Annotated in this window: 12 protein-coding genes and 2 CRISPR repeat arrays; of the genes, 8 read left to right on the top strand and 4 right to left on the bottom strand. The window is 69.7% G+C overall.

The window, feature by feature from the left end:
• Window positions 1-134 precede the first annotated feature (134 nt).
• The 4 genes from HV826_RS26375 to cmr6 are packed head-to-tail and all read left to right on the top strand — an operon-like array spanning window position 135 to window position 3,748.
• Window positions 135-1,343, top strand: coding sequence for a type III-B CRISPR module-associated Cmr3 family protein (locus tag HV826_RS26375; RefSeq protein WP_176419737.1), 1,209 nt, complete (start codon window positions 135-137; stop codon window positions 1,341-1,343).
• A 2-nt stretch (window positions 1,344-1,345) separates the two neighbouring features.
• A complete protein-coding gene (cmr4, locus tag HV826_RS26370; RefSeq protein ID WP_176419736.1) occupies window positions 1,346-2,290 on the top strand; it encodes a type III-B CRISPR module RAMP protein Cmr4 in 945 nt (314 codons plus the stop codon).
• Window positions 2,287-2,691, top strand: coding sequence for a type III-B CRISPR module-associated protein Cmr5 (gene cmr5 / locus HV826_RS26365; protein WP_176419735.1), 405 nt, complete (start codon window positions 2,287-2,289; stop codon window positions 2,689-2,691). The genes cmr4 and cmr5 overlap by 4 nt, the downstream gene beginning before the upstream one ends.
• Window positions 2,684-3,748, top strand: coding sequence for a type III-B CRISPR module RAMP protein Cmr6 (gene cmr6 / locus HV826_RS26360; RefSeq protein ID WP_176419734.1), 1,065 nt, complete (start codon window positions 2,684-2,686; stop codon window positions 3,746-3,748). The genes cmr5 and cmr6 overlap by 8 nt, the downstream gene beginning before the upstream one ends.
• A gap of 264 nt (window positions 3,749-4,012) precedes the next feature.
• Window positions 4,013-7,073: direct repeats of the CRISPR family, unit length 36 nt; unit sequence GTCCCGCTCGCCGTGATGCCGGAAGGCGTTGAGCAC.
• A 43-nt stretch (window positions 7,074-7,116) separates the two neighbouring features.
• On the opposite strand, the gene HV826_RS37460 is transcribed toward cmr6, so the two are convergent.
• From HV826_RS37460 to HV826_RS26345, 4 genes are all read right to left on the bottom strand, one after another.
• Window positions 7,117-7,485, bottom strand: coding sequence for a transposase (locus HV826_RS37460; protein WP_368670993.1), 369 nt, complete (start codon window positions 7,483-7,485; stop codon window positions 7,117-7,119).
• A 43-nt stretch (window positions 7,486-7,528) separates the two neighbouring features.
• Window positions 7,529-8,077, bottom strand: coding sequence for a helix-turn-helix domain-containing protein (locus HV826_RS37455; RefSeq protein WP_368670992.1), 549 nt, complete (start codon window positions 8,075-8,077; stop codon window positions 7,529-7,531).
• Window positions 8,078-8,330: 253 nt separating this feature from the next.
• Window positions 8,331-8,663: direct repeats of the CRISPR family, unit length 36 nt; unit sequence GTCCCGCTCGCCGTGATGCCGGAAGGCGTTGAGCAC.
• A gap of 600 nt (window positions 8,664-9,263) precedes the next feature.
• Window positions 9,264-9,848 (bottom strand): imm11 family protein, encoded by a 585-nt coding sequence (locus HV826_RS26350; RefSeq protein ID WP_176419733.1) that lies wholly within the window; start codon window positions 9,846-9,848, stop codon window positions 9,264-9,266.
• Window positions 9,849-9,859: 11 nt separating this feature from the next.
• Window positions 9,860-10,786: an AHH domain-containing protein gene (locus HV826_RS26345; protein ID WP_176419732.1), complete on the bottom strand. Its 927-nt coding sequence runs from the start codon at window positions 10,784-10,786 to the stop codon at window positions 9,860-9,862.
• Between the two features lie 217 nt (window positions 10,787-11,003).
• On the opposite strand from HV826_RS26345, the gene HV826_RS26340 reads away from it, so the two are divergent.
• The 4 genes from HV826_RS26340 to HV826_RS26325 all read left to right on the top strand — a co-directional run bounded on the left by HV826_RS26340 (window position 11,004) and on the right by HV826_RS26325 (window position 18,209).
• Entirely contained in the window at window positions 11,004-12,620 is a 1,617-nt protein-coding gene (locus HV826_RS26340; protein WP_176419731.1) for an AAA family ATPase, read from the top strand.
• Window positions 12,617-14,140 carry a VWA domain-containing protein gene (locus HV826_RS37880; RefSeq protein WP_176419730.1) on the top strand — a complete coding sequence of 508 codons (1,524 nt, stop codon included), beginning with the start codon at window positions 12,617-12,619 and terminating at the stop codon, window positions 14,138-14,140. The genes HV826_RS26340 and HV826_RS37880 overlap by 4 nt, the downstream gene beginning before the upstream one ends.
• 113 nt (window positions 14,141-14,253) lie before the next feature.
• Window positions 14,254-17,226 carry a DEAD/DEAH box helicase gene (locus HV826_RS26330; protein WP_176419729.1) on the top strand — a complete coding sequence of 991 codons (2,973 nt, stop codon included), beginning with the start codon at window positions 14,254-14,256 and terminating at the stop codon, window positions 17,224-17,226.
• A complete protein-coding gene (locus HV826_RS26325; RefSeq protein WP_176419728.1) occupies window positions 17,223-18,209 on the top strand; it encodes an SWIM zinc finger family protein in 987 nt (328 codons plus the stop codon). The genes HV826_RS26330 and HV826_RS26325 overlap by 4 nt, the downstream gene beginning before the upstream one ends.
• Window positions 18,210-18,217 lie beyond the last annotated feature (8 nt).

Below are 18,217 nucleotides of genomic sequence, written 5' to 3'. Positions count from 1 at the left end.
CCTTGGGGTCGACCTCGGCCACGACACGTCGTGTCCCATGCCCCACGCCGCGTCAGCGAGCGACGAGCCTCCCGTCGGCTGCTGGCCTGCTCCTTCTTCAGCCGCCCATCCCACCTGAACGCTTACGGTGCGAGATGAGGGACGCGTGCTTCGCGCTGCTGCCGCGCGACGGGTTGTCGGCCAAGGACGGGCGGGGCTGGTACACCTCGGAGGTGGGGCGCGGGTACTCGCTGCCGTGGCCCCTGCCCACCACCGTGAGAGGCGCCCTGCGCGCCGCCTGGGGGCATGACGTCATGGCGGCCAGGGGCAGCGCCTTGTCCCCGGAGACGTGGGAGCGGGACTCCGCGCCAGTGGCGCTCCAGCGCTTCGTGGCGCTGCGCCGCGGGCTGGGCGAGACGACCTTCACCCAGGCCCACCGGATGTGGCCCGCGCCCGCCGACGCGGTGCGCGTCCTGGATGAGGCGGGCGCGGAGCGGCTGGTGCGCCTGGAGCCCCACCCCGGCGGCGCCGCGACGCTGGGGCCCGATGACGACGACGCCCGCGAGGCGCTGTGGCACCCCCGCCGGAGCGCGAGCGGCAAGCCCCTGCCGTCCGCGCTGTTCTGGCCGGAGTCCAGGATGGTGGCGTGGTTGCGCGGCGCGCAGGACGCGTCCGCGCCAGAGCGGGAGTCGCCGCCGCCGCGCACGGACATCCACCTGGCCATCGACGTGGAGACGCAGGCCTCGCAGGACTCGATGCTGCACTCCCGCGAGGTGGTGGAGTGCCTGCGCGTCCAGTCGCGGGAGGCGGGGCGCCTCACGCTGGAGGAGTGGGCGCTCGGCGTGTCCTGCGCGTGGCCGGACCCGGCGAGCGGGCTGCCTCGTGGCCCGTTGGGGCTGGGCGGACGGCGTCGGCTGTCGGACGTGGAGCGGCTGGACGCGGACCTCTTCGCCATGCCGGAGGGGCTGGCCCGGACGACGCGCGGCCTGCGCCTGGTGCTGGCCACGCCCGCGGAGTTCCAGCGCGGCTGGTTGCCGGACGGCTTCGAGCGCGTGGACGGGACGCCTCCGCGCTACGTGGGCCGGCTGCCGGGGCTGGATGCGCCCGTGGTGCTGCGCGCCGCGCTGGTGCCTCGGCCGCTGGACGTGTCCGGCTGGGACATGGTGCGGCGGCGCCCCCGGCCCACGCGGCGGTGGGTCCCCGCGGGCGCCGTCTACTTCTTCGAGAAGCAGGGCGGTGGGGACTTCACCGCGAACGAGCTGCGCGCGCTGTGGCTGGCCTCCTGGGGCGGCGGCCACGCGGAGGCGCTGGGGCAGGTGCTGCCCGGCGTGTGGCAACCGCCCCGTCACGGACAAGGAGCCTGAGCATGGAGAGCCGACCCTATCTTCTTCACGCGTTGTCCCCGCTGCACGTCGGCACCGGGCAGAGCGTGGGTGTCATCGACCTTCCCCTGGCGCGGCAGAAGGCCACGGGCATCCCCTTCATCCCGGGCTCGTCCCTCAAGGGCGTGCTGCGCGAGCTGCGGCGGCCGCGCGAAGAGGCGGGCGACGCGAGGGGCCTGCACGACGCCGTCTTCGGGCCTCGGCGGACGAAGCCGGGCCCGGTGGGCGACGAGCCCGGGGACTACGCGGGCGCGCTGGTGGTGGGGGACGCGCGGCTGCTCGCCCTGCCGGTGCGCAGCTTCGTGGGCACCTTCGCGCTGGTGACCTCGCCCCTGCTGCTCGCGCTCGCGCGGCGGGACCTGGGCGGGGATGCGGGCGCCTGGCCGAAGGTGGAGCCCCTGGCCCAGCGCCGCGCGCGCGTCGCCTCCGTGAAGACCAGCGCCGTCGTGTCCGGCGGAGACACGGCGGAGCCTCGCGTGTACCTGGAGGACCTGGACCTGCCGGTGACGCCCGAGGACGACGCGGCCTTGGACGCCTGGGCCCAGGGGCTGGCCGGGATGCTGCCGGAGGGCGAGCGAGCGCTCCTGACGAAGCGGCTGGTGCTGGTGGACGACGAGACGATGTCCTTCCTGTGGGAGACGGCCACGCAGGTGGACACGCGCGTGAGCATCTGCCCGGACACGGGCACCGCGGCCAAGGGGCAGCTTTGGACGGAGGAGAGCCTGCCCGCGGAGACGCTGCTCGTGGGGGTGATGGGGGCCACGGGCAGCTTCAATCCGGCGCCGAGCAAGCTGGCGGCGGACGCGGTGCTGGACGCGGCGCTCGGCGGCGAGGGCACGGTGCTTCAACTGGGGGGCAAGGCCACCGTGGGGCGCGGGCGCTGCCGGCTGCTGACGTGGCGCGCTCCGGTTGCGCGAGGTGCGCGATGACGGGGCAGACGCGGGAGCAGCAGCGCGCGCTGGATGCGTATGCGCGGGTGCGGGAGGTCAAGGTCCCGGCGCTGCGCGCGGACTACAAGCCCCGGGTGAATGGCCTGGGGGCGGCGGTGCTGCGAGACGGGCTGGCGGCGGCGCTCGCGTTCCTGGAGCGGGAGGTCGGGAGCAACATGGCCGCTCAGCGCCTGTTGAAGGACCTGGAGTGGTGCCTGGAGCGGGCACGGCTCCCGGGGCTGTCCTCGCGGGACTTGAAGGAGAAGGGCTTGCCGGGCGCGGTGCGCGAGTTGGAGCTGGACGCGTACATGCTGGCCACGCGGGAGTCGCTCCGGCTGCTGGTGTGGTTCCGCCGCGCGGTGCAGGCCACCTTCCCCTCGGAGGGACTCGGCGATGCGTAAGGCGCTGCTGCGGGTCGCGGGCACCATCGGGGAGAACGCGCACGCGGGGCTCGTGTACGAGCGCTATGCGCCGGAGAAGCAGCACGACGGCCCGGACAGCCCTTGGGCGCAATGGCTGTCCCGCCTGGAGGCGCACCCCGAGCCGGAGGACTACGCGGAGGCGTTCAAGCGCTGGGAGGACGCGCTCCGGCAGTCCTACACCGCGAGCTTCACGGCGCGCGCGGTGAGCCGCCTGCTGGTGGGGCATGGCAACGCAGCACCCACCGGGGTGGGGCTGACGCTGCACCACACGTGGGGCGTGCCCGTGGTGCCGGGCTCGTCGCTGAAGGGCGTGCTCGCGGGCTACCTGCGCGCGGTGTACGGCGACGGCGCGAAGGAGGAGCGCAGGAGGCTCTTCGGCGTGCCAGGGGAGGAGGGCGCGCCGGAGCAGGCGCACAGCGGCGAGGTCATCTTCCACGACGCGCAGTGGGTGCCGAGCGCGCGCGCCACGGGGCCGGACCGCGCGCCGTCGTTCCTGGCCCGGGACGTGCTCACGGTCCATCACCCCGCCTGGTACGGCGGCAAGGCAGACTGGCCGAGCGATTATGAGTCGCCCAACCCCGTGTCCTTCTTGTCGGTGCGCCCCGGGGGCCGGTTCCTCGTGGCGCTGAGCCTGGCGCCGGGCACGGAGGCGGATCCGCAGGCGGAGGACTTCCTGGCGTGGACCGCGCGGCGGTTGGACGAGGCGCTGCGCCACTGGGGGGTGGGCGGAAAGACGGCGGCGGGGTACGGCAGGCTTGAGCGGGAAGGGCCCTGCGCCATCCAGCAGCCCCGGCGTCCCGTGCGCGCCTCGCCCGCGCTGACGGAGTTCCTGGCGTGGGTGGAGGCTCGGCGCTCTGACAGGCTGGAGCAGAAGCAGGTGCTGGCTGTGTTTGAAGCGGAGTGGCTGCCGCGGCTGGTCTCCCTGGCGCCCGAGGCTCGCGAGGCTGGGGCCAGGGCGTTGCGGTCGCTCGTCAAGAGCCCCAAGCTTGAAGCGCGACGGGAAGCGCTGCTCGCGCGGATGGGGACGTCCGTGTGAGGGGGTGTTGTATGGTGTTCGACATTCAAGCACCTCGCCGTGGCGGCGGCCCGTGCCGGGGAAATTGACGATTTCCCCAGGGAGTTCAGGGGGTTGAGGCTCTTTGACAGGTGAATAGGTGCATGATCGATGAAAAGCTGAGTAATTCCAGGGGTTTTGGAGTTATGGGTAGGGCCTGAGAGGCACAACCCTGGTGAAGGTGGGGGAGGTGCTTGAAAAGGGGGGTGGTAAGTTGGCGGAACTGCTGGGAGATTCAGATGGGCTGTCCCGCTCGCCGTGATGCCGGAAGGCGTTGAGCACCCGCGTCCGTAGAGGACGGACAGCACCGGCTTTATGTGTCCCGCTCGCCGTGATGCCGGAAGGCGTTGAGCACGCCACCGCGCCTACCGCGTTCGACTACGTGCTGGTTCGGTCCCGCTCGCCGTGATGCCGGAAGGCGTTGAGCACCCCTGGCCCCGTCGCAAGAAGATGACCGCGGCGGGTCCCGCTCGCCGTGATGCCGGAAGGCGTTGAGCACCATGAAGTCGCCGCGCTTCTCCGCTTCGGTCCAATCGTCCCGCTCGCCGTGATGCCGGAAGGCGTTGAGCACGTGCCCGCTTGAGTCACCTCACGCCCCAACCCCCGCCCGTCCCGCTCGCCGTGATGCCGGAAGGCGTTGAGCACAGCTGGTGACGCCGGGCCCAGTCGCTCTGGCTCGCGCGGGTCCCGCTCGCCGTGATGCCGGAAGGCGTTGAGCACCCGTCAAGCCGGAACACGTATCCTGCCCGGTCGCAGTCCCGCTCGCCGTGATGCCGGAAGGCGTTGAGCACAGGTGTCCGCCGTCCGGGTGGGAGAGGACGCCCTGTCGTCCCGCTCGCCGTGATGCCGGAAGGCGTTGAGCACCAAGAGCGGCTTGAAACGCTCGGCTTCAAAAACCTTGTCCCGCTCGCCGTGATGCCGGAAGGCGTTGAGCACTCTTTGAGCGGCACGAGTTCGAGCGCCTCGCCCGGAAGCCGTCCCGCTCGCCGTGATGCCGGAAGGCGTTGAGCACTCAATTCGATTTCGCGTCACATTTGGCGCGGCGGCAAGTCCCGCTCGCCGTGATGCCGGAAGGCGTTGAGCACTCATCGAAGCCCAGGCGCTGCGCACGCCGGACGCGGTGGTCGTCCCGCTCGCCGTGATGCCGGAAGGCGTTGAGCACCTCCGGACTGCGGTTAGAAGGGGTGGAACTCATCAGTCCCGCTCGCCGTGATGCCGGAAGGCGTTGAGCACCTCCTTGAGGAGCGCGACCCCTGTTTTGAAGATGTCGTCCCGCTCGCCGTGATGCCGGAAGGCGTTGAGCACTGGTCTTCCTCCCACTTCGCCTGGCACCGCTCGGCGTAGTCCCGCTCGCCGTGATGCCGGAAGGCGTTGAGCACAAGCTGTCCTGGAAGGCGCTCGACAAGTCGCGCCCGTCCCGCTCGCCGTGATGCCGGAAGGCGTTGAGCACCCTCGGCCTACCTGCCCAAGGTGCCCGTGCTCGTGTCCCGCTCGCCGTGATGCCGGAAGGCGTTGAGCACATGAGGACCTTCCCGTTTACGCGGTTGATGGTGGGGTCCCGCTCGCCGTGATGCCGGAAGGCGTTGAGCACGCGGCAAGGGATTTCTTGTTGGCGGGCTCCTTGGTCCCGCTCGCCGTGATGCCGGAAGGCGTTGAGCACACGGCAACGCCGTGCCGCTCATCGAGGTTGGCGTGTCCCGCTCGCCGTGATGCCGGAAGGCGTTGAGCACAACCACGATGTCGTCCAACTGAATACCCGACATGCGTCCCGCTCGCCGTGATGCCGGAAGGCGTTGAGCACCTTTTGGTCTGTAGATACATTTAGGGGCATTAGTCGTCCCGCTCGCCGTGATGCCGGAAGGCGTTGAGCACTCCAGCGAGTTGCGAGCGCTGGTTGCCGTCGTCGTCCCGCTCGCCGTGATGCCGGAAGGCGTTGAGCACTTGGCTGGTGGCTTCGTGGAGTGGCCCTGGTGGTGGTCCCGCTCGCCGTGATGCCGGAAGGCGTTGAGCACCCCGGCCGGAGCAGCTCAGGACGCTCAGGGCCTGGTGCGTCCCGCTCGCCGTGATGCCGGAAGGCGTTGAGCACTCCAGAGAGGCGTTGTTTTGCGGGTGACAAACAGGTCCCGCTCGCCGTGATGCCGGAAGGCGTTGAGCACGAGCGCCACCCGGACATGACCGTTGTCGCGGACTGGCCGTCCCGCTCGCCGTGATGCCGGAAGGCGTTGAGCACGTCAGTTCGATCACCTGCTCCTCTGCCGCCACTTCGAGTCCCGCTCGCCGTGATGCCGGAAGGCGTTGAGCACCCCGCGCGCTCAGCCCGCTGGGCCAGCACGTCGCACGAGTCCCGCTCGCCGTGATGCCGGAAGGCGTTGAGCACCGGGGAGCCGCGACAGGTCGATGGCCTCGCACGCAGGTCCCGCTCGCCGTGATGCCGGAAGGCGTTGAGCACTACTGCACGCTTTTCTGTAGGACCTGGAACAGGGTCCCGCTCGCCGTGATGCCGGAAGGCGTTGAGCACTCGATGGCGTCCTGGTGACCAGGTGACTTGGACCCGTAGTCCCACTCGCCGTGATGCCGGAAGGCGTTGAGCACGGCAATGGCGTCATGCACAGCCTTCGGGCCCTCGTGTCCCGCTCGCCGTGATGCCGGAATGCGTTGAGCACACGTCAAGCCCCAGGTGGCGGTTGGCCACCCAGACGTCGTCCCGCTCGCCGTGATGCCGGAAGGCGTTGAGCACCTCATGGCTTGAACATTCTGCATAAACTCGTAAGGTCCCGCTCGCCGTGATGCCGGAAGGCGTTGAGCACCGCCGAGTGATTTCCCGGAAGTTGTCTTCCGTAGTCCCGCTCGCCGTGATGCCGGAAGGCGTTGAGCACAAGGCTACATCTACTGGCACATCCAGGGTGATTAGTCCCGCTCGCCGTGATGCCGGAAGGCGTTGAGCACAACTTGGCCAGGCGGACGTAGGCCTTGTCGCGGGCCATGAGGTCCCGCTCGCCGTGATGCCGGAAGGCGTTGAGCACCGCTACTCCGGGACCTATACGGGGATACTGGGTCCGTCCCGCTCGCCGTGATGCCGGAAGGCGTTGAGCACTCGTGAAGGTGGGATGCACCCCTCCGAGTCGGACTGTCCCGCTCGCCGTGATGCCGGAAGGCGTTGAGCACGCGTTGGTCGTCTCGTTGGCGTTGCGCCCGAGCAGGTCCCGCTCGCCGTGATGCCGGAAGGCGTTGAGCACCGTCGGCCTCGCGGACGACCCTCGGTGCGCCCACCGTCCCGCTCGCCGTGATGCCGGAAGGCGTTGAGCACGAGCGAATGAGGCTAAACCAAGGATCGTAATTCTCGAACGGCCTCAGGATGTGCGCCTGAGGTCGACTCGTCGCAGGGATGGACTGGCGGAGCGCTGGGCATTTCGAGCGGAGAGGTAGGCATGCACCCGGACCATGAGCTGGTCCATGGTGCGGCAGCGGTGATTGCGGGTGACGTTGGCATGCAGGTCGAGCCACACCCGCTCGATGCGATTGCCCTGGGGGCAGTACGGCGGGAGGAAGTGGAGGACGAGTCGCCCGCCGAAATGCGCGAGCGCCTTGAGCGTCTTCTTGCTGGAGTGAACCGAGGCGTTGTCGAGGACGAGGTGGATACGGCGAGCGCGCCGGTATTGACTCGCCAGGCGCCACAGCAACTGGATGAAGAGGGCACTTGCCTTGGACCTGCCTTCCACCCACGTCAGCTGCCCGGTGCGCGTATTGAGCGCTCCAGCCAGGTTAGCGCTTCTGGTTGTTACCGGGCGTCACCACCACCCGTCGTTGCCCGGGCAGGCACCAGTCGCGCCCCACCTTGGGGTTGAGGTGGATGTCGACCTCGTCCACATGCAGAACGGGCTCGCTGAGAGGCCCATACACCTCGAGACACTTCAGCTCGTGGAGCCGACGCTGTCGCTTCCCACTGGGCCAGGGACACTCGACGATGGGCTTGGCCGCCTTGAGCCGGGCGCCGAGCGAGGCGAGGGTGCGCCCCATGGTCGCCACGGACACGCGCACCTGTCCTCGGCGAGCCATTTCCTGGCACAGCAACTCGCGTGTCCAGGTGGGACGGCACCAGCCCCAGTCCTCGGGCGTGCCCTCCAACACGCAGGTGAGCCGCTCCCGAAACCGCTCGTCCACCTTGGCGCGTCCGTTGCCCTCCCTTCTGTCTCGAAGGGCTTGGCGCCCACCCTCCTGGTAGCGCCGCACCGCAACCACCACGGTCGAGGTGGCACACTCCAGCGCCTTCGCGGTGGCGCGACACGACGCCCCTCGCCCCGCGCTCGCCACTGCCAGGCACCTCCGGTAGGTCAGCGGGCAACCACTCCTGGCCCCCCACCGAAGCAGCGCCTGACGCTGCTTCCTCTTCAACCACGGCCTACCTTGCCCCTGGGGCAGGGCCTTCTCGCTCTCAGGTCTTCTGCGCACACAGAGCCGAACGGGAGGTGCCCCTGCTCTTTCTTCCCGTTCGCTTCGCGCCCGTCTGCTCTCCGACCTGATCGAGAATCACGAACCTCGGTTTAGAGCCACGGGGAGACGAAATGGTCCCGCTCGCCGTGATGCCGGAAGGCGTTGAGCACCTCGATGCCCTCATCGATAAGGTGAAGGCCAAGAATGGGTCCCGCTCGCCGTGATGCCGGAAGGCGTTGAGCACTCAGTGCGTCGTGATACCTGCGAGGGCGTACAGGCGTGGTCCCGCTCGCCGTGATGCCGGAAGGCGTTGAGCACGGACCCTTGGGGATGTTGCGGAAGTTTTGGGTGACCATCGCGGTCCCGCTCGCCGTGATGCCGGAAGGCGTTGAGCACTCCATGGTGTACTCGAACGGGATGTTGAAAATGTGTCCCGCCCGCCGTGATGCCGGAAGGCGTCGACCACTGCCTGAAAGAGGCGAACGAGCCGTAGCGCTCAAGCGCATCACGGGCCTGCGCGCTACGCGAACTCTCCCTTGATGCCTATCAATCTGCGCGGCGCGTTGACGTGCGCCTCCAGCGACGGCCAACAACCAGCCGGACTACCCGGCCCTCAACAAAGGCGCGCGGCGACACGAATGGAGCAGGTCCGCTCACCTCCACTGTCTCGCGTCACGGCACCTCCGCTCGACGCCTGCCCCAGGTCTCCCGGTCCCCGGCGGGACGCTCACGCAGGCTCGCCGAAGGGACACGGTGCACCGTCGCTGTTCAACACCCGCTTCGAAGCCTTGCGCAAGCGGCAGGCGCGGCGGCGTGGCTTTTTTGATCGCTGGAAGCAGCGGAGGCTGGCCTGAGCACTTTGGAGAAGGCCGTCGCCCCGTGCGCAGTCGGATTCTTCACCGGCAGGGCGTACGACGCGCGCGGATGCAATCTCTCCGAGGATTGTAAGAGCTCGCCGTCGCCCGTCGTGACCAGCGCGACCGAGCGGTGAGGCGTCTTGCGGCGTCAGTTGAGCAGCACTTGGGCAAGGAGGAGATAGGCAGACTGGTTGGTGGAGCGCAGGCCTTTATTCGGAAGGGCTCAGGTTGAGTAGCTCCAGCAAGAAATTGGTTGGCCGAGGCTCAAGCGTGCGCAGCGCCTCCAGAACCTGCTCGCTCATGATGTAGGCGTAGGAGTCTTCTTGGACTCTGAAGAGTTGTGGTGCGTGTTCAAGCTTGGCTGGATCGAGCACGAAGTCGCGGACAGCGACCACCTTGTCTTTGTGGTACACGATGTCCGATGCCTTCAAATCAAGACAATCCACAGTGCCAATCGGGTTCACGATGAAGTGGTCCGAGGATGCAACGCGCTTCTTGTGGTTGCAGATGGTCAGTGGAAGGTATTCCACGGGTGTCTTGATCGTTCGCTCGAAGAGCTCCTTGACGCGCTTGCTGACGATGATCATTCCGCAGGCGTTTTCAACAAGGTCAGGTATCTGAATGCCGCTGTAGCGGTCGGCCATGTAGACGCGCGCGTCTGCCGGGTAGTCGGGCCCAAGTCGTTCGCCATGGGCAATTTTGTATGATTTAAGTCCAAGCTCCTTGGGGTACTTGTCGATGAAGCAGTAGTCAGGGTTCTCCCGGGGCATGAGTTGAATGAGGTAGTGGTTCATGTTTCTTTGGGCTAGGGGCGCGTGATTGTCTTCAGTAGCTGGGTGGATTTTTTATCCAAAGACGGACCTGTGTTGCCGGTGCGCCCCCATGCGAGGATGATTTCCAGGAGCTGTGCGGACAGTTCCTCCAGACGGGATTTGTCGAGTTCTATGTCTGGGATGCCGTGTTTATCTTTATTTGTTTCTTTCTCGCAGATGGACTTGTAGTTTTCGATGATTCGGTTGAGTCCCTCGGTCATTCTGCTCACCATGACGTTGTACACGGGGTGGTCCGTGCATGATGCCGGGAGCGACTTCGTATCGTCATCCTTCAATTGGATGTGGCGTGGGAGGTTGAGCAGCGCAGCGACCTCTCGGTCCTGCGGAATCATCAACATATTCTTCTTTTGGTTGATGTTGTATCTGGCCTTGAGCAATGCCTTTTGGATCATGTTGCTGACTTTGGCGTCTTGCTCTTGAATGACCGAGTCCAACGTGCCCTTCGGAATCAGGTGGTGGGCGTTGTTCCAGTACGGCCAGGTGTCCTGCGTGAAGTTGTAGCCAGCCGGAATGCGGACCTTGCCCTTGGCGAAGGTCTTTCGCTTGATGGCGCGCGGAGGACCGCCGATGTCCCAGTCTCCGGGCTCCGGAATGTCCAGGTGGGCGCAGTAGCGGTCGGGCGTCATGCCGCCCTTGTTTGCCCGGTAGGCGGAGGTCTGGATGCGCCGCTCCGGTGGATGCTCATTGTAGCGGTGCAGCCGCTCCTTGATTTCCCCGTGGCTGTCCGCCTGCTCGTAGGCCTGATACCGGTAATTGCAGGAAACTTTGTTCTTGAAGCCGGAGAAGTCGCCCGTGTGGCCGGTGAGGCAGGCGCCTCCCTCGGTCGTGTTCTTCACGGTGAGGTGGAGGTCGTTGAGTTCCGCGTCCCCGAAATGTCCCGTGTCCTTCTTCTTCGACATGGCCTGGTCCGAGTTGAAGCGTGCCCGTGTCATCGAGTGTCCCGGACGCATCCGGGAAGTTCAAGGGGCTGAGGTCAGGCCTGCGGCGGCTGGCGGCCCTGTCGCGGGACGTAGACGGGGCTTGAGCCGTTGCCGATTTCTTCCGGAGCGGCCGATGGCCTCGGGCCGTTCGTGACGTCCTCAAAAGGACAACGCCGATTCACGGACCGGAGACGCCATGGCCGAACCCTTGAAGAAACCGCCGTCCGACCTCGCCACCCGCCTCAAGGCGCTCCGCGATGGCCTGCTGACCGGGCTCGTCGAGCGAGACGTGCCGGTCCGGCTCGCGCTGCTCGCCGCGCTCGCGGGGGAGCACTTGCTGCTCATCGGGCCGCCGGGGACGGCGAAGAGCCTGGTCGCGCGCCGCCTGCACCAGGCCTTCCACCCGGCCACCTACTTCGAGCGGCTGCTGACGCGGTTCTCCGTGCCGGAGGAGCTCTTCGGGCCCCTGTCCATCAAGGGCCTGGAGGAGGACCGCTACGAGCGCCTCACGGAGGCGTACCTGCCCAGGGCGTCCATCGCCTTCCTCGACGAAATCTTCAAGGCGAACAGCGCCATCCTCAACGCGCTCCTCACGCTGCTCAACGAGCGCGAGTTCGACAACGGCGCGCGTCGCGAGCCCACCCCACTGGTCTGCGCGGTGGGCGCGAGCAACGAGCTGCCCAAAGAGGAGGAACTCGGCGCGCTCTTCGACCGGTTCCTGCTGCGATGTCACGTCGGGCCCGTGTCGAAGACGGGCTTCCCCGCGCTGCTCGGGCTCCGGGGGGACGTGGGCGCGGAGCTTCCCCCGCAGCTCCGGTTGAGTGACGTAGAGCTGGCGGCGGTACGGCAGGCGGTGGCGTTGGTGGCCGTGCCGGACGATGTCGTGGTGCTGCTCGCGGACCTGCGCGACTGGTGTACGGCCGAGGGCATCCAGGTGTCGGACCGGCGCTGGCGGAAGGTCGTGAAGCTCCTCCAGACGTCGGCCCTCACGAATGGACGGGACCGCGTGTCCATCTGGGACTGCTGGCTGCTTCAGCACTGCCTGTGGAACGAGCCCGAGCAGCGCGCCAAGGTTCATGACTGGTACGCGGCCAGGGCCGGCGCGAGCGCGGCGATGGACCCGTCCCGGCTGACGCGCATCGTGGTGTCCTGGGAGGGCAGGCTCAAGCGAGACCAGGACAGCCGCTCTCAGGCGCACGACGCCGAGGGGAACCTCTTGTTCAAGGACAGTGATGGGAAGCCCACGACCGACAAGGGAAGCAGGGCTCAGGCCAAGCGTGGCGGGGAGTCGCTCTACCTTGCGCCCCACGATGCCTATCCGAAGGACCCTGACTACTACGGGAATGGGCGCAACAACTTCAAGATCAAGGACCGCACCAACGCGGGAGATGGGTTCACGCTCGGCGAGCTGAATGCCCTCTGGGTTCATGACCCCTCCCGTTCTTCACGACAGTTCGCCCACTGGTCCAATCGTGACGCCTACCTCGCGAACCAGGCGAACTGGTTCATGAAGGAACTGGACCTTCCACCACTGATGGAGCCAACGCGCCAGAAGGCGGCGCATCTCGACGCCTGTCTCAAGGAGCTGGCCTCGCTGCGGCGCGAGGTGGAGACCTACAAGGAACAACTGCTGGCCCACATCGCCAGCCTGGACGCGGACATCCGCGCGCACCTCTGGGTGACGGACGACTTCGCCGAGCCCGCGGCGCGGAGCCTGGGGGCCACGCGGCGTGAGGTGGAGACGCTGCTGGGACGGCTCGACAAGCTCCGCCAGGGCTTCGAGATGCTGCCCCGCGAGGAAGCGCCTCGATGAGCGACGCCTTTGACGCCGGGGCGCTGGAGCGCGGCTACGCGTTCCTCGACGACTGTCCCGAGCAGCTCCTCCAGGAGGTCATCACGTTCCCCGTCGGGACGCTCCCGGAGCGGGTCCGGGGGATCCGCGCATGGCGTGACGCCTTGCTCGACGGCCGCCTCCCTCCGGAGGGGACGTGGCCACCGCCCGAAATCGCCGCCCCCGCGCGACGCGCCGCCGAGTCCCTGGGCTTCCTCCGCTTCTGCAAGGGCCAGCCCGAGCTGGTGGACGCCTTCCTGCGCGAAGTGCTCGCGTCGTTCACGCGTCAGGCGTCGGTGGTCCGCGCGGAGCTCGCGGCGCGTCTGCGCGAACTGGAGCAGCTCGAACGTCAGCGCCTGGAGAAGCAGGAGGCCCAGGCGGCGGCGCGAGCGCGGCGGGCCCGCGCCGAAACGCGCATCGACGAGGTCACGCTCGCGCGGCTGCGCCAGCAGGCGGAGCGGGAGGTCGCGCAACGGCCCACGGCGGAGGACGCGGACCTCCTCGCGGCGTGGGGGGAGCGCACGCGCGCGTGGGCGGAGATTGCCGACGTGTTCGGTGACCTCGGCGAGCTGATGGGGCGCGGCTGGGACCTGAGCCTCGGCGTGCTGCGGCACACGGGGTGGATGGACCTCGTTCGTCTCCGGGAGCTCGTCGCGCAGTTGCCGCAGCTCACCGAAGTCGTCCGCTCGCTGGGGAGGCTGCACGCGAGCGACGCCGAAGAGACCGTCTCGGAGACCATCTTCGTCCCCATGCGGCGGCTGGAGGAGGAGCGCCGCGAGACCTGGACGCCGCACATCCCAGCGGAGACCCGGGGCATCGAGCGGAGCGGCGAGCTCGCGAGGATGCTGCCGGCGGAGGCGGTCAACCTCGGGCATCCCAAGCTCCGCTACCTGTGGCACGCGCGCCGGGCGGAGCGCGCGCTGCTCACGTATCGCGTCGAAGGGATTGAAGTGGAGCGGACGCTCGTCGAGCGTGAGCACGAGGAGTCCGTCGAGCGACGCGGCCCACGCCCCACGCGTGGTCCCATCATCACTGTCATCGACACCTCCGGCTCGATGCACGGCGTGCCGGAGCGCGTGGGCAAGGCGCTGGTGCTGGAGGCCCTCCGCACGGCCCACGCGGAGAAGCGCCGGTGCTTCCTCTACGACTACAGCGGCCCGGGCCAGGTGCGGGAGTTCGAGCTGTCGCTGACCGCGGAGGGGCTCGGGCGGCTGCTGACGTTCCTGGGGCAGTCCTTCGGAGGCGGCAGCGACGTGGCCGAGGTCACGGCCAGGGTGGTCCAGCGCCTGGATGCCAATGATTGGAAGCGGGCGGACGTGCTCTTCGTCAGCGACGGCGAGTGGCCGGTGCCGGACGGCCTGCCTCGCCGGGTCGAGCAGGCACGCGAGAAGGGCACCCGCTTTCACGGCGTCCAGATTGGCAACAGGGGCCGCACCGGCCTCCACGCCCTCTGCGACCCGGTCCACGTCTTCCAGGACTGGGCGGCCGTTGGCGGAGGGTAGTGTCGACTTCCTGGCGGCCCCGCTGCGCAAGGACCGGGCACGTTCGTACAGGGATGCGCGCAGACCTGCTTTCCCCCGCCGCCCGCAAGGGACCGGCGCTACATTTCTCGCCAATGCCGCTCGTGTTCCTCCCCGACGCAGAGACGCTGTTCCTCTGGGGCCCCGAGCCCCTGCCGCGCGCGCTCGCCGACCTGGCGGAGCTGGGTGACAACGCCTCGGCGTCGCTCGTGACGCCCGAGGGACTCCAAGAATGCAAGGGGCGCCAGCTCCCCCGGGTCTCCACCGTGGAGCGGCTCGCGGTGACGCGGGCCTCCGAGGTCGAGTCCTTCCCCGGCTCCATCGCCCTGTGGACGCTGGCCAGCAAGCTCGCGCTGGAGCTCGTGGCGCGTGAGCGCGTGGTGCCCACCCTGCTGCGGCGGGGAGAGCGCATCGAGGCGCGCTGGGCCGCGGCGCTCTCCGCGCCCGAGGACGCCAGCCGCGTGGCCGCGCTCGCCCGGAGCATGCCGCCCGGCGCGCACGCCGTCCCCGCGGGCCCCAAGACGGACCGCGCCGTCTGGGCCCCCGACGCCTTGCTGCGCGCCTTCCTCGACGCCACCGTCGACGCCTTCGTGCGCGCCGCGCGCGGTGCTCCTTCGCTGCCATCCCGGCGCCCGTCGACCTGGGACGAGCGCTGGCGCGAGGCGCTCACCAGCGCCCACCGCGACTTCGCCCCGGAGGGCTTCGCCGAGCGCTCCGTCGTCGACGAGCTGACGCGCTGGAGTGAACCCGCGCTCGGCGCCCGGGACAAGCTGCGCGCGTGCTTCCGGCTGGAGCCCCCGAAGGCGGACGGCGAGCCCTTCGTGCTGAGCTTCCACCTCCAGTCCCCAGACGACCCGAGCCTGCTCGTCCCGGCCGAGGACGTCTGGAAGACGCGCGGGCGCAGCCTGGAGAAGCTCGGCCGCGCCTTCCGGGACCCGCAGGAGTCCCTGCTGGAGGCGCTCGGCCGCGCCGCCCGGCTCTTTCCCCCACTGTCCCTGGTGCTGGAGAGCCCGCGTCCCCAGGCCCTGCTGCTGGAGCCCGACACCGCGTGGACGTTCCTCGCCGAAGGCGCCCGCGCGCTCTCCGACGCGGGCTTCGGCGTCATCGTCCCGGGCGAGCTCACCTCGTCAGGCCGGCGCCGCCTGCGCCTGCGCATGCGCGTGGGCGCGGGCACGAAGGCCGCGGGGGTGGTCAGCGGCGCCGCCGGGCTCGGGCTGGACGCGCTGCTGCGCGTGGACTGGGACGCCGTGCTGGGCGACCAGCCGCTCACCGCCCAGGAGCTGGCGCTGCTCGCCCGGCGCAAGGCGCCCCTGGTGCGCTTCCGCGGCGAGTGGGTCGCGGTGGCGCCCGACGAGCTCGACGCCATCCAGCGTCACCTCGCCCAGGGCCCCGGCCGCATGGCGCTGAGCGAGGCGGTGCGCGTGTCCCTGCTCGGCGAGACGCGCCACGGCGGGCTCCCCGTCACCGTGCTCGCCACCGGGGCGCTGGAGGCGCGCCTGCGCCAGCTCCGCGAGGGCGGGAGCACGGCCCAGGACGCCCCGCGCGCGCTGCGCGCCACGCTGCGGCCCTACCAGGCGCGCGGCCTGCACTGGCTGGACACGCTGGCCTCGCTGGGACTGGGCGCCTGCCTGGCGGACGACATGGGCCTGGGCAAGACGGTGCAGGTGCTGGCCTTCCTGCTGCGGCGGCTCGAACAAGCGCCTGACGAGCAGCGCCCCACGCTGCTGGTGGCCCCCACCTCCGTTGTGGGCAACTGGGAGCGCGAGGTCGCCCGCTTCGCCCCCGCCCTGCGCCTGACGCCCCACTACGGCGCCGAGCGGGCCCGCGCGGCGCGCGCCTTCCCTCGCGCGCCCGGGGCCGTGGTGCTCACCACCTACGGCCTGCTGCGCCGGGACGCCGCGCTGCTCGCGGGCGTGGCGTGGGGCGCGGTGGTGCTCGACGAGGCGCAGAACATCAAGAACGCGGCGTCCGCCACCGCCCGCGCGGCCCGGGCGCTGCGCGCCACCCAGCGCTTCGCGCTCACCGGCACGCCGGTGGAGAACCGCCTGGCGGAGCTGTGGTCCATCCTGGAGTTCGCCAACCCTGGCCTGCTGGGGCCGCTGGAGACGTTCCGGCGCGAGCTGGCGCTGCCCATCGAGCGCCACGGCAACCCGGAGGCCGCGGCCCGGCTGCGCCGCCTCGTCAGCCCCTTCGTCCTGCGCCGCCTCAAGAGCGACCCGGCCATCATCTCCGACCTGCCCGCCAAGAACGAGATGAAGGTCGTCTGCACGCTCACGCGCGAGCAGGCCACGCTCTACAAGGCGGTGGTGGACGAGGAGCTGCGGCGCATCGAGGAAGCCGACGGCATGGAGCGCCGGGGCCGCGTGCTGGCGCTGCTGCTGTACACGAAGCAGATCGCCAACCACCCGGCGCAGTACCTGGGGGAGTCCGGCCCCCTGCCGGGGCGCTCGGGGAAGCTGGCGCGCGTGGTGGAGATGCTGGAGGAGGCCCTGGCCGCTGGCGACAAGGCGCTCGTCTTCACGCAGTTCCGAGAGATGGGCGACAAGCTGGTGACGCACCTGTCCGAGCGCCTGGGGCACGAGGTGCTCTTCCTGCACGGCGGCACGTCCCGCAAGGCGCGCGATGAGCTGGTGCGGCGCTTCCAGGAGGAGCCCCACGGCCCGCGCGTCTTCGTGCTGTCCGTCAAGGCGGGGGGCACGGGGCTCAACCTGACGGCGGCGAACCACGTCTTCCATTACGACCGCTGGTGGAACCCCGCCGTCGAGGACCAGGCCACGGACCGCGCGTACCGCATTGGCCAGACGCGCGCGGTGCAGGTCCACAAGCTGGTGTGCGCGGGCACCGTCGAGGAGAAGGTGGACCGCCTGCTCGACCAGAAGCGCCAGCTCGCCGACAGCGTCGTGGGCACGGGCGAGCACTGGGTGACGGAGCTGGACACCGCCGCGCTGCGCGAGCTGTTCTCCCTGTCCGAGGGCGCCATCGCGGATGAAGGCGAGGAGGACGGGGACGTCGCGCGCGCCCCGCGCTCGAAGGGCCGCACGCGCGCGAAGAAGGCGGTGTCACGATGAGCGGCAGGGACTTCTGGGGCTGGCCGTCCACGCCGAAGCGCCCGCCGCCCGCGCACGGCATCAAGATGAAGAAGGCGGGCACCACCTGGTGGGGGCAGCGGTGGCTGGAGGCGCTGGAGCGCGTCCTGGGCGGAGACTCGGGGCGGCTGTCCCGGGGGCGGACGTATGCGCGGGCGGGGCGCACGCATGACCTGGTCGTCCAGCGCGGCAAGGTGACCGCGCGGGTGACGGGCTCGCGCCCGAAGCCCTATGCCATCTCGTTGACGCTCAAGCAACTCGACGAGGGCGTCTGGGAGAAGGCCATCGCGGGGATGGCGGGCAGGGCGCAGTACGCCGCGGAGCTGCTCGCGGGGACGATGCCCCAGGCCATCGACGACGTCTTCCTCGCGGCGGGGGGCAGCCTCTTCCCCCGAAACCGCAAGGAGCTGATGACCGCGTGCTCGTGTCCGGACTGGGGCGACCCGTGCAAGCACGTCGCCGCGACGCACTACGTCCTGGGCGAGGCGTTCGACAGGGACCCGTTCCTCCTGTTCGAGCTGCGCGGCCGGACGAAGGAGCAGGTGCTGAGCGCGCTGCGGGCCGCGCGTGGAGCAGGCGCGGACGGGGAGGGGGACACGCCGCGCGGCGCGGCGAAGCGGCGGCGGGCGGCGGCGGACGTGCCCGTGATTCCAAGCGTGAAGCCGGGCAAGCTGACGCGGGCCAGCTACGACGCCCCGCGCGAGCCGCTGCCGGCGCTGAGCTTCACCTTCGACGCCCCTGCCGCCGACGGCGCGGTGCTGCGGCAGTTGGGGGCGCCGGCGTCCTGGAGCGCGGAGGCCGCGCCCGGAGAGGTGCTCGCGCCCCCGGTCCGCGCGGCGGCGGAGCGGGCGCGGCGCATCGCGCTCCAGGAGCCAGGGGATGCGGACGCGCCGGCCAAGGCGCCGCGGGGCCGGAGCCGCGCGAAGCCGCCAGCGCCTCGCGCGAAACGTGGGCAGCGCGGCTGAGGGGCGGC

The organism is Myxococcus sp. AM010 (assembly GCF_013372585.1).
Classification (GTDB): Bacteria; Myxococcota; Myxococcia; order Myxococcales; family Myxococcaceae; genus Myxococcus; species Myxococcus vastator.
This window is presented reverse-complemented; position numbering and strand designations above follow the sequence as displayed.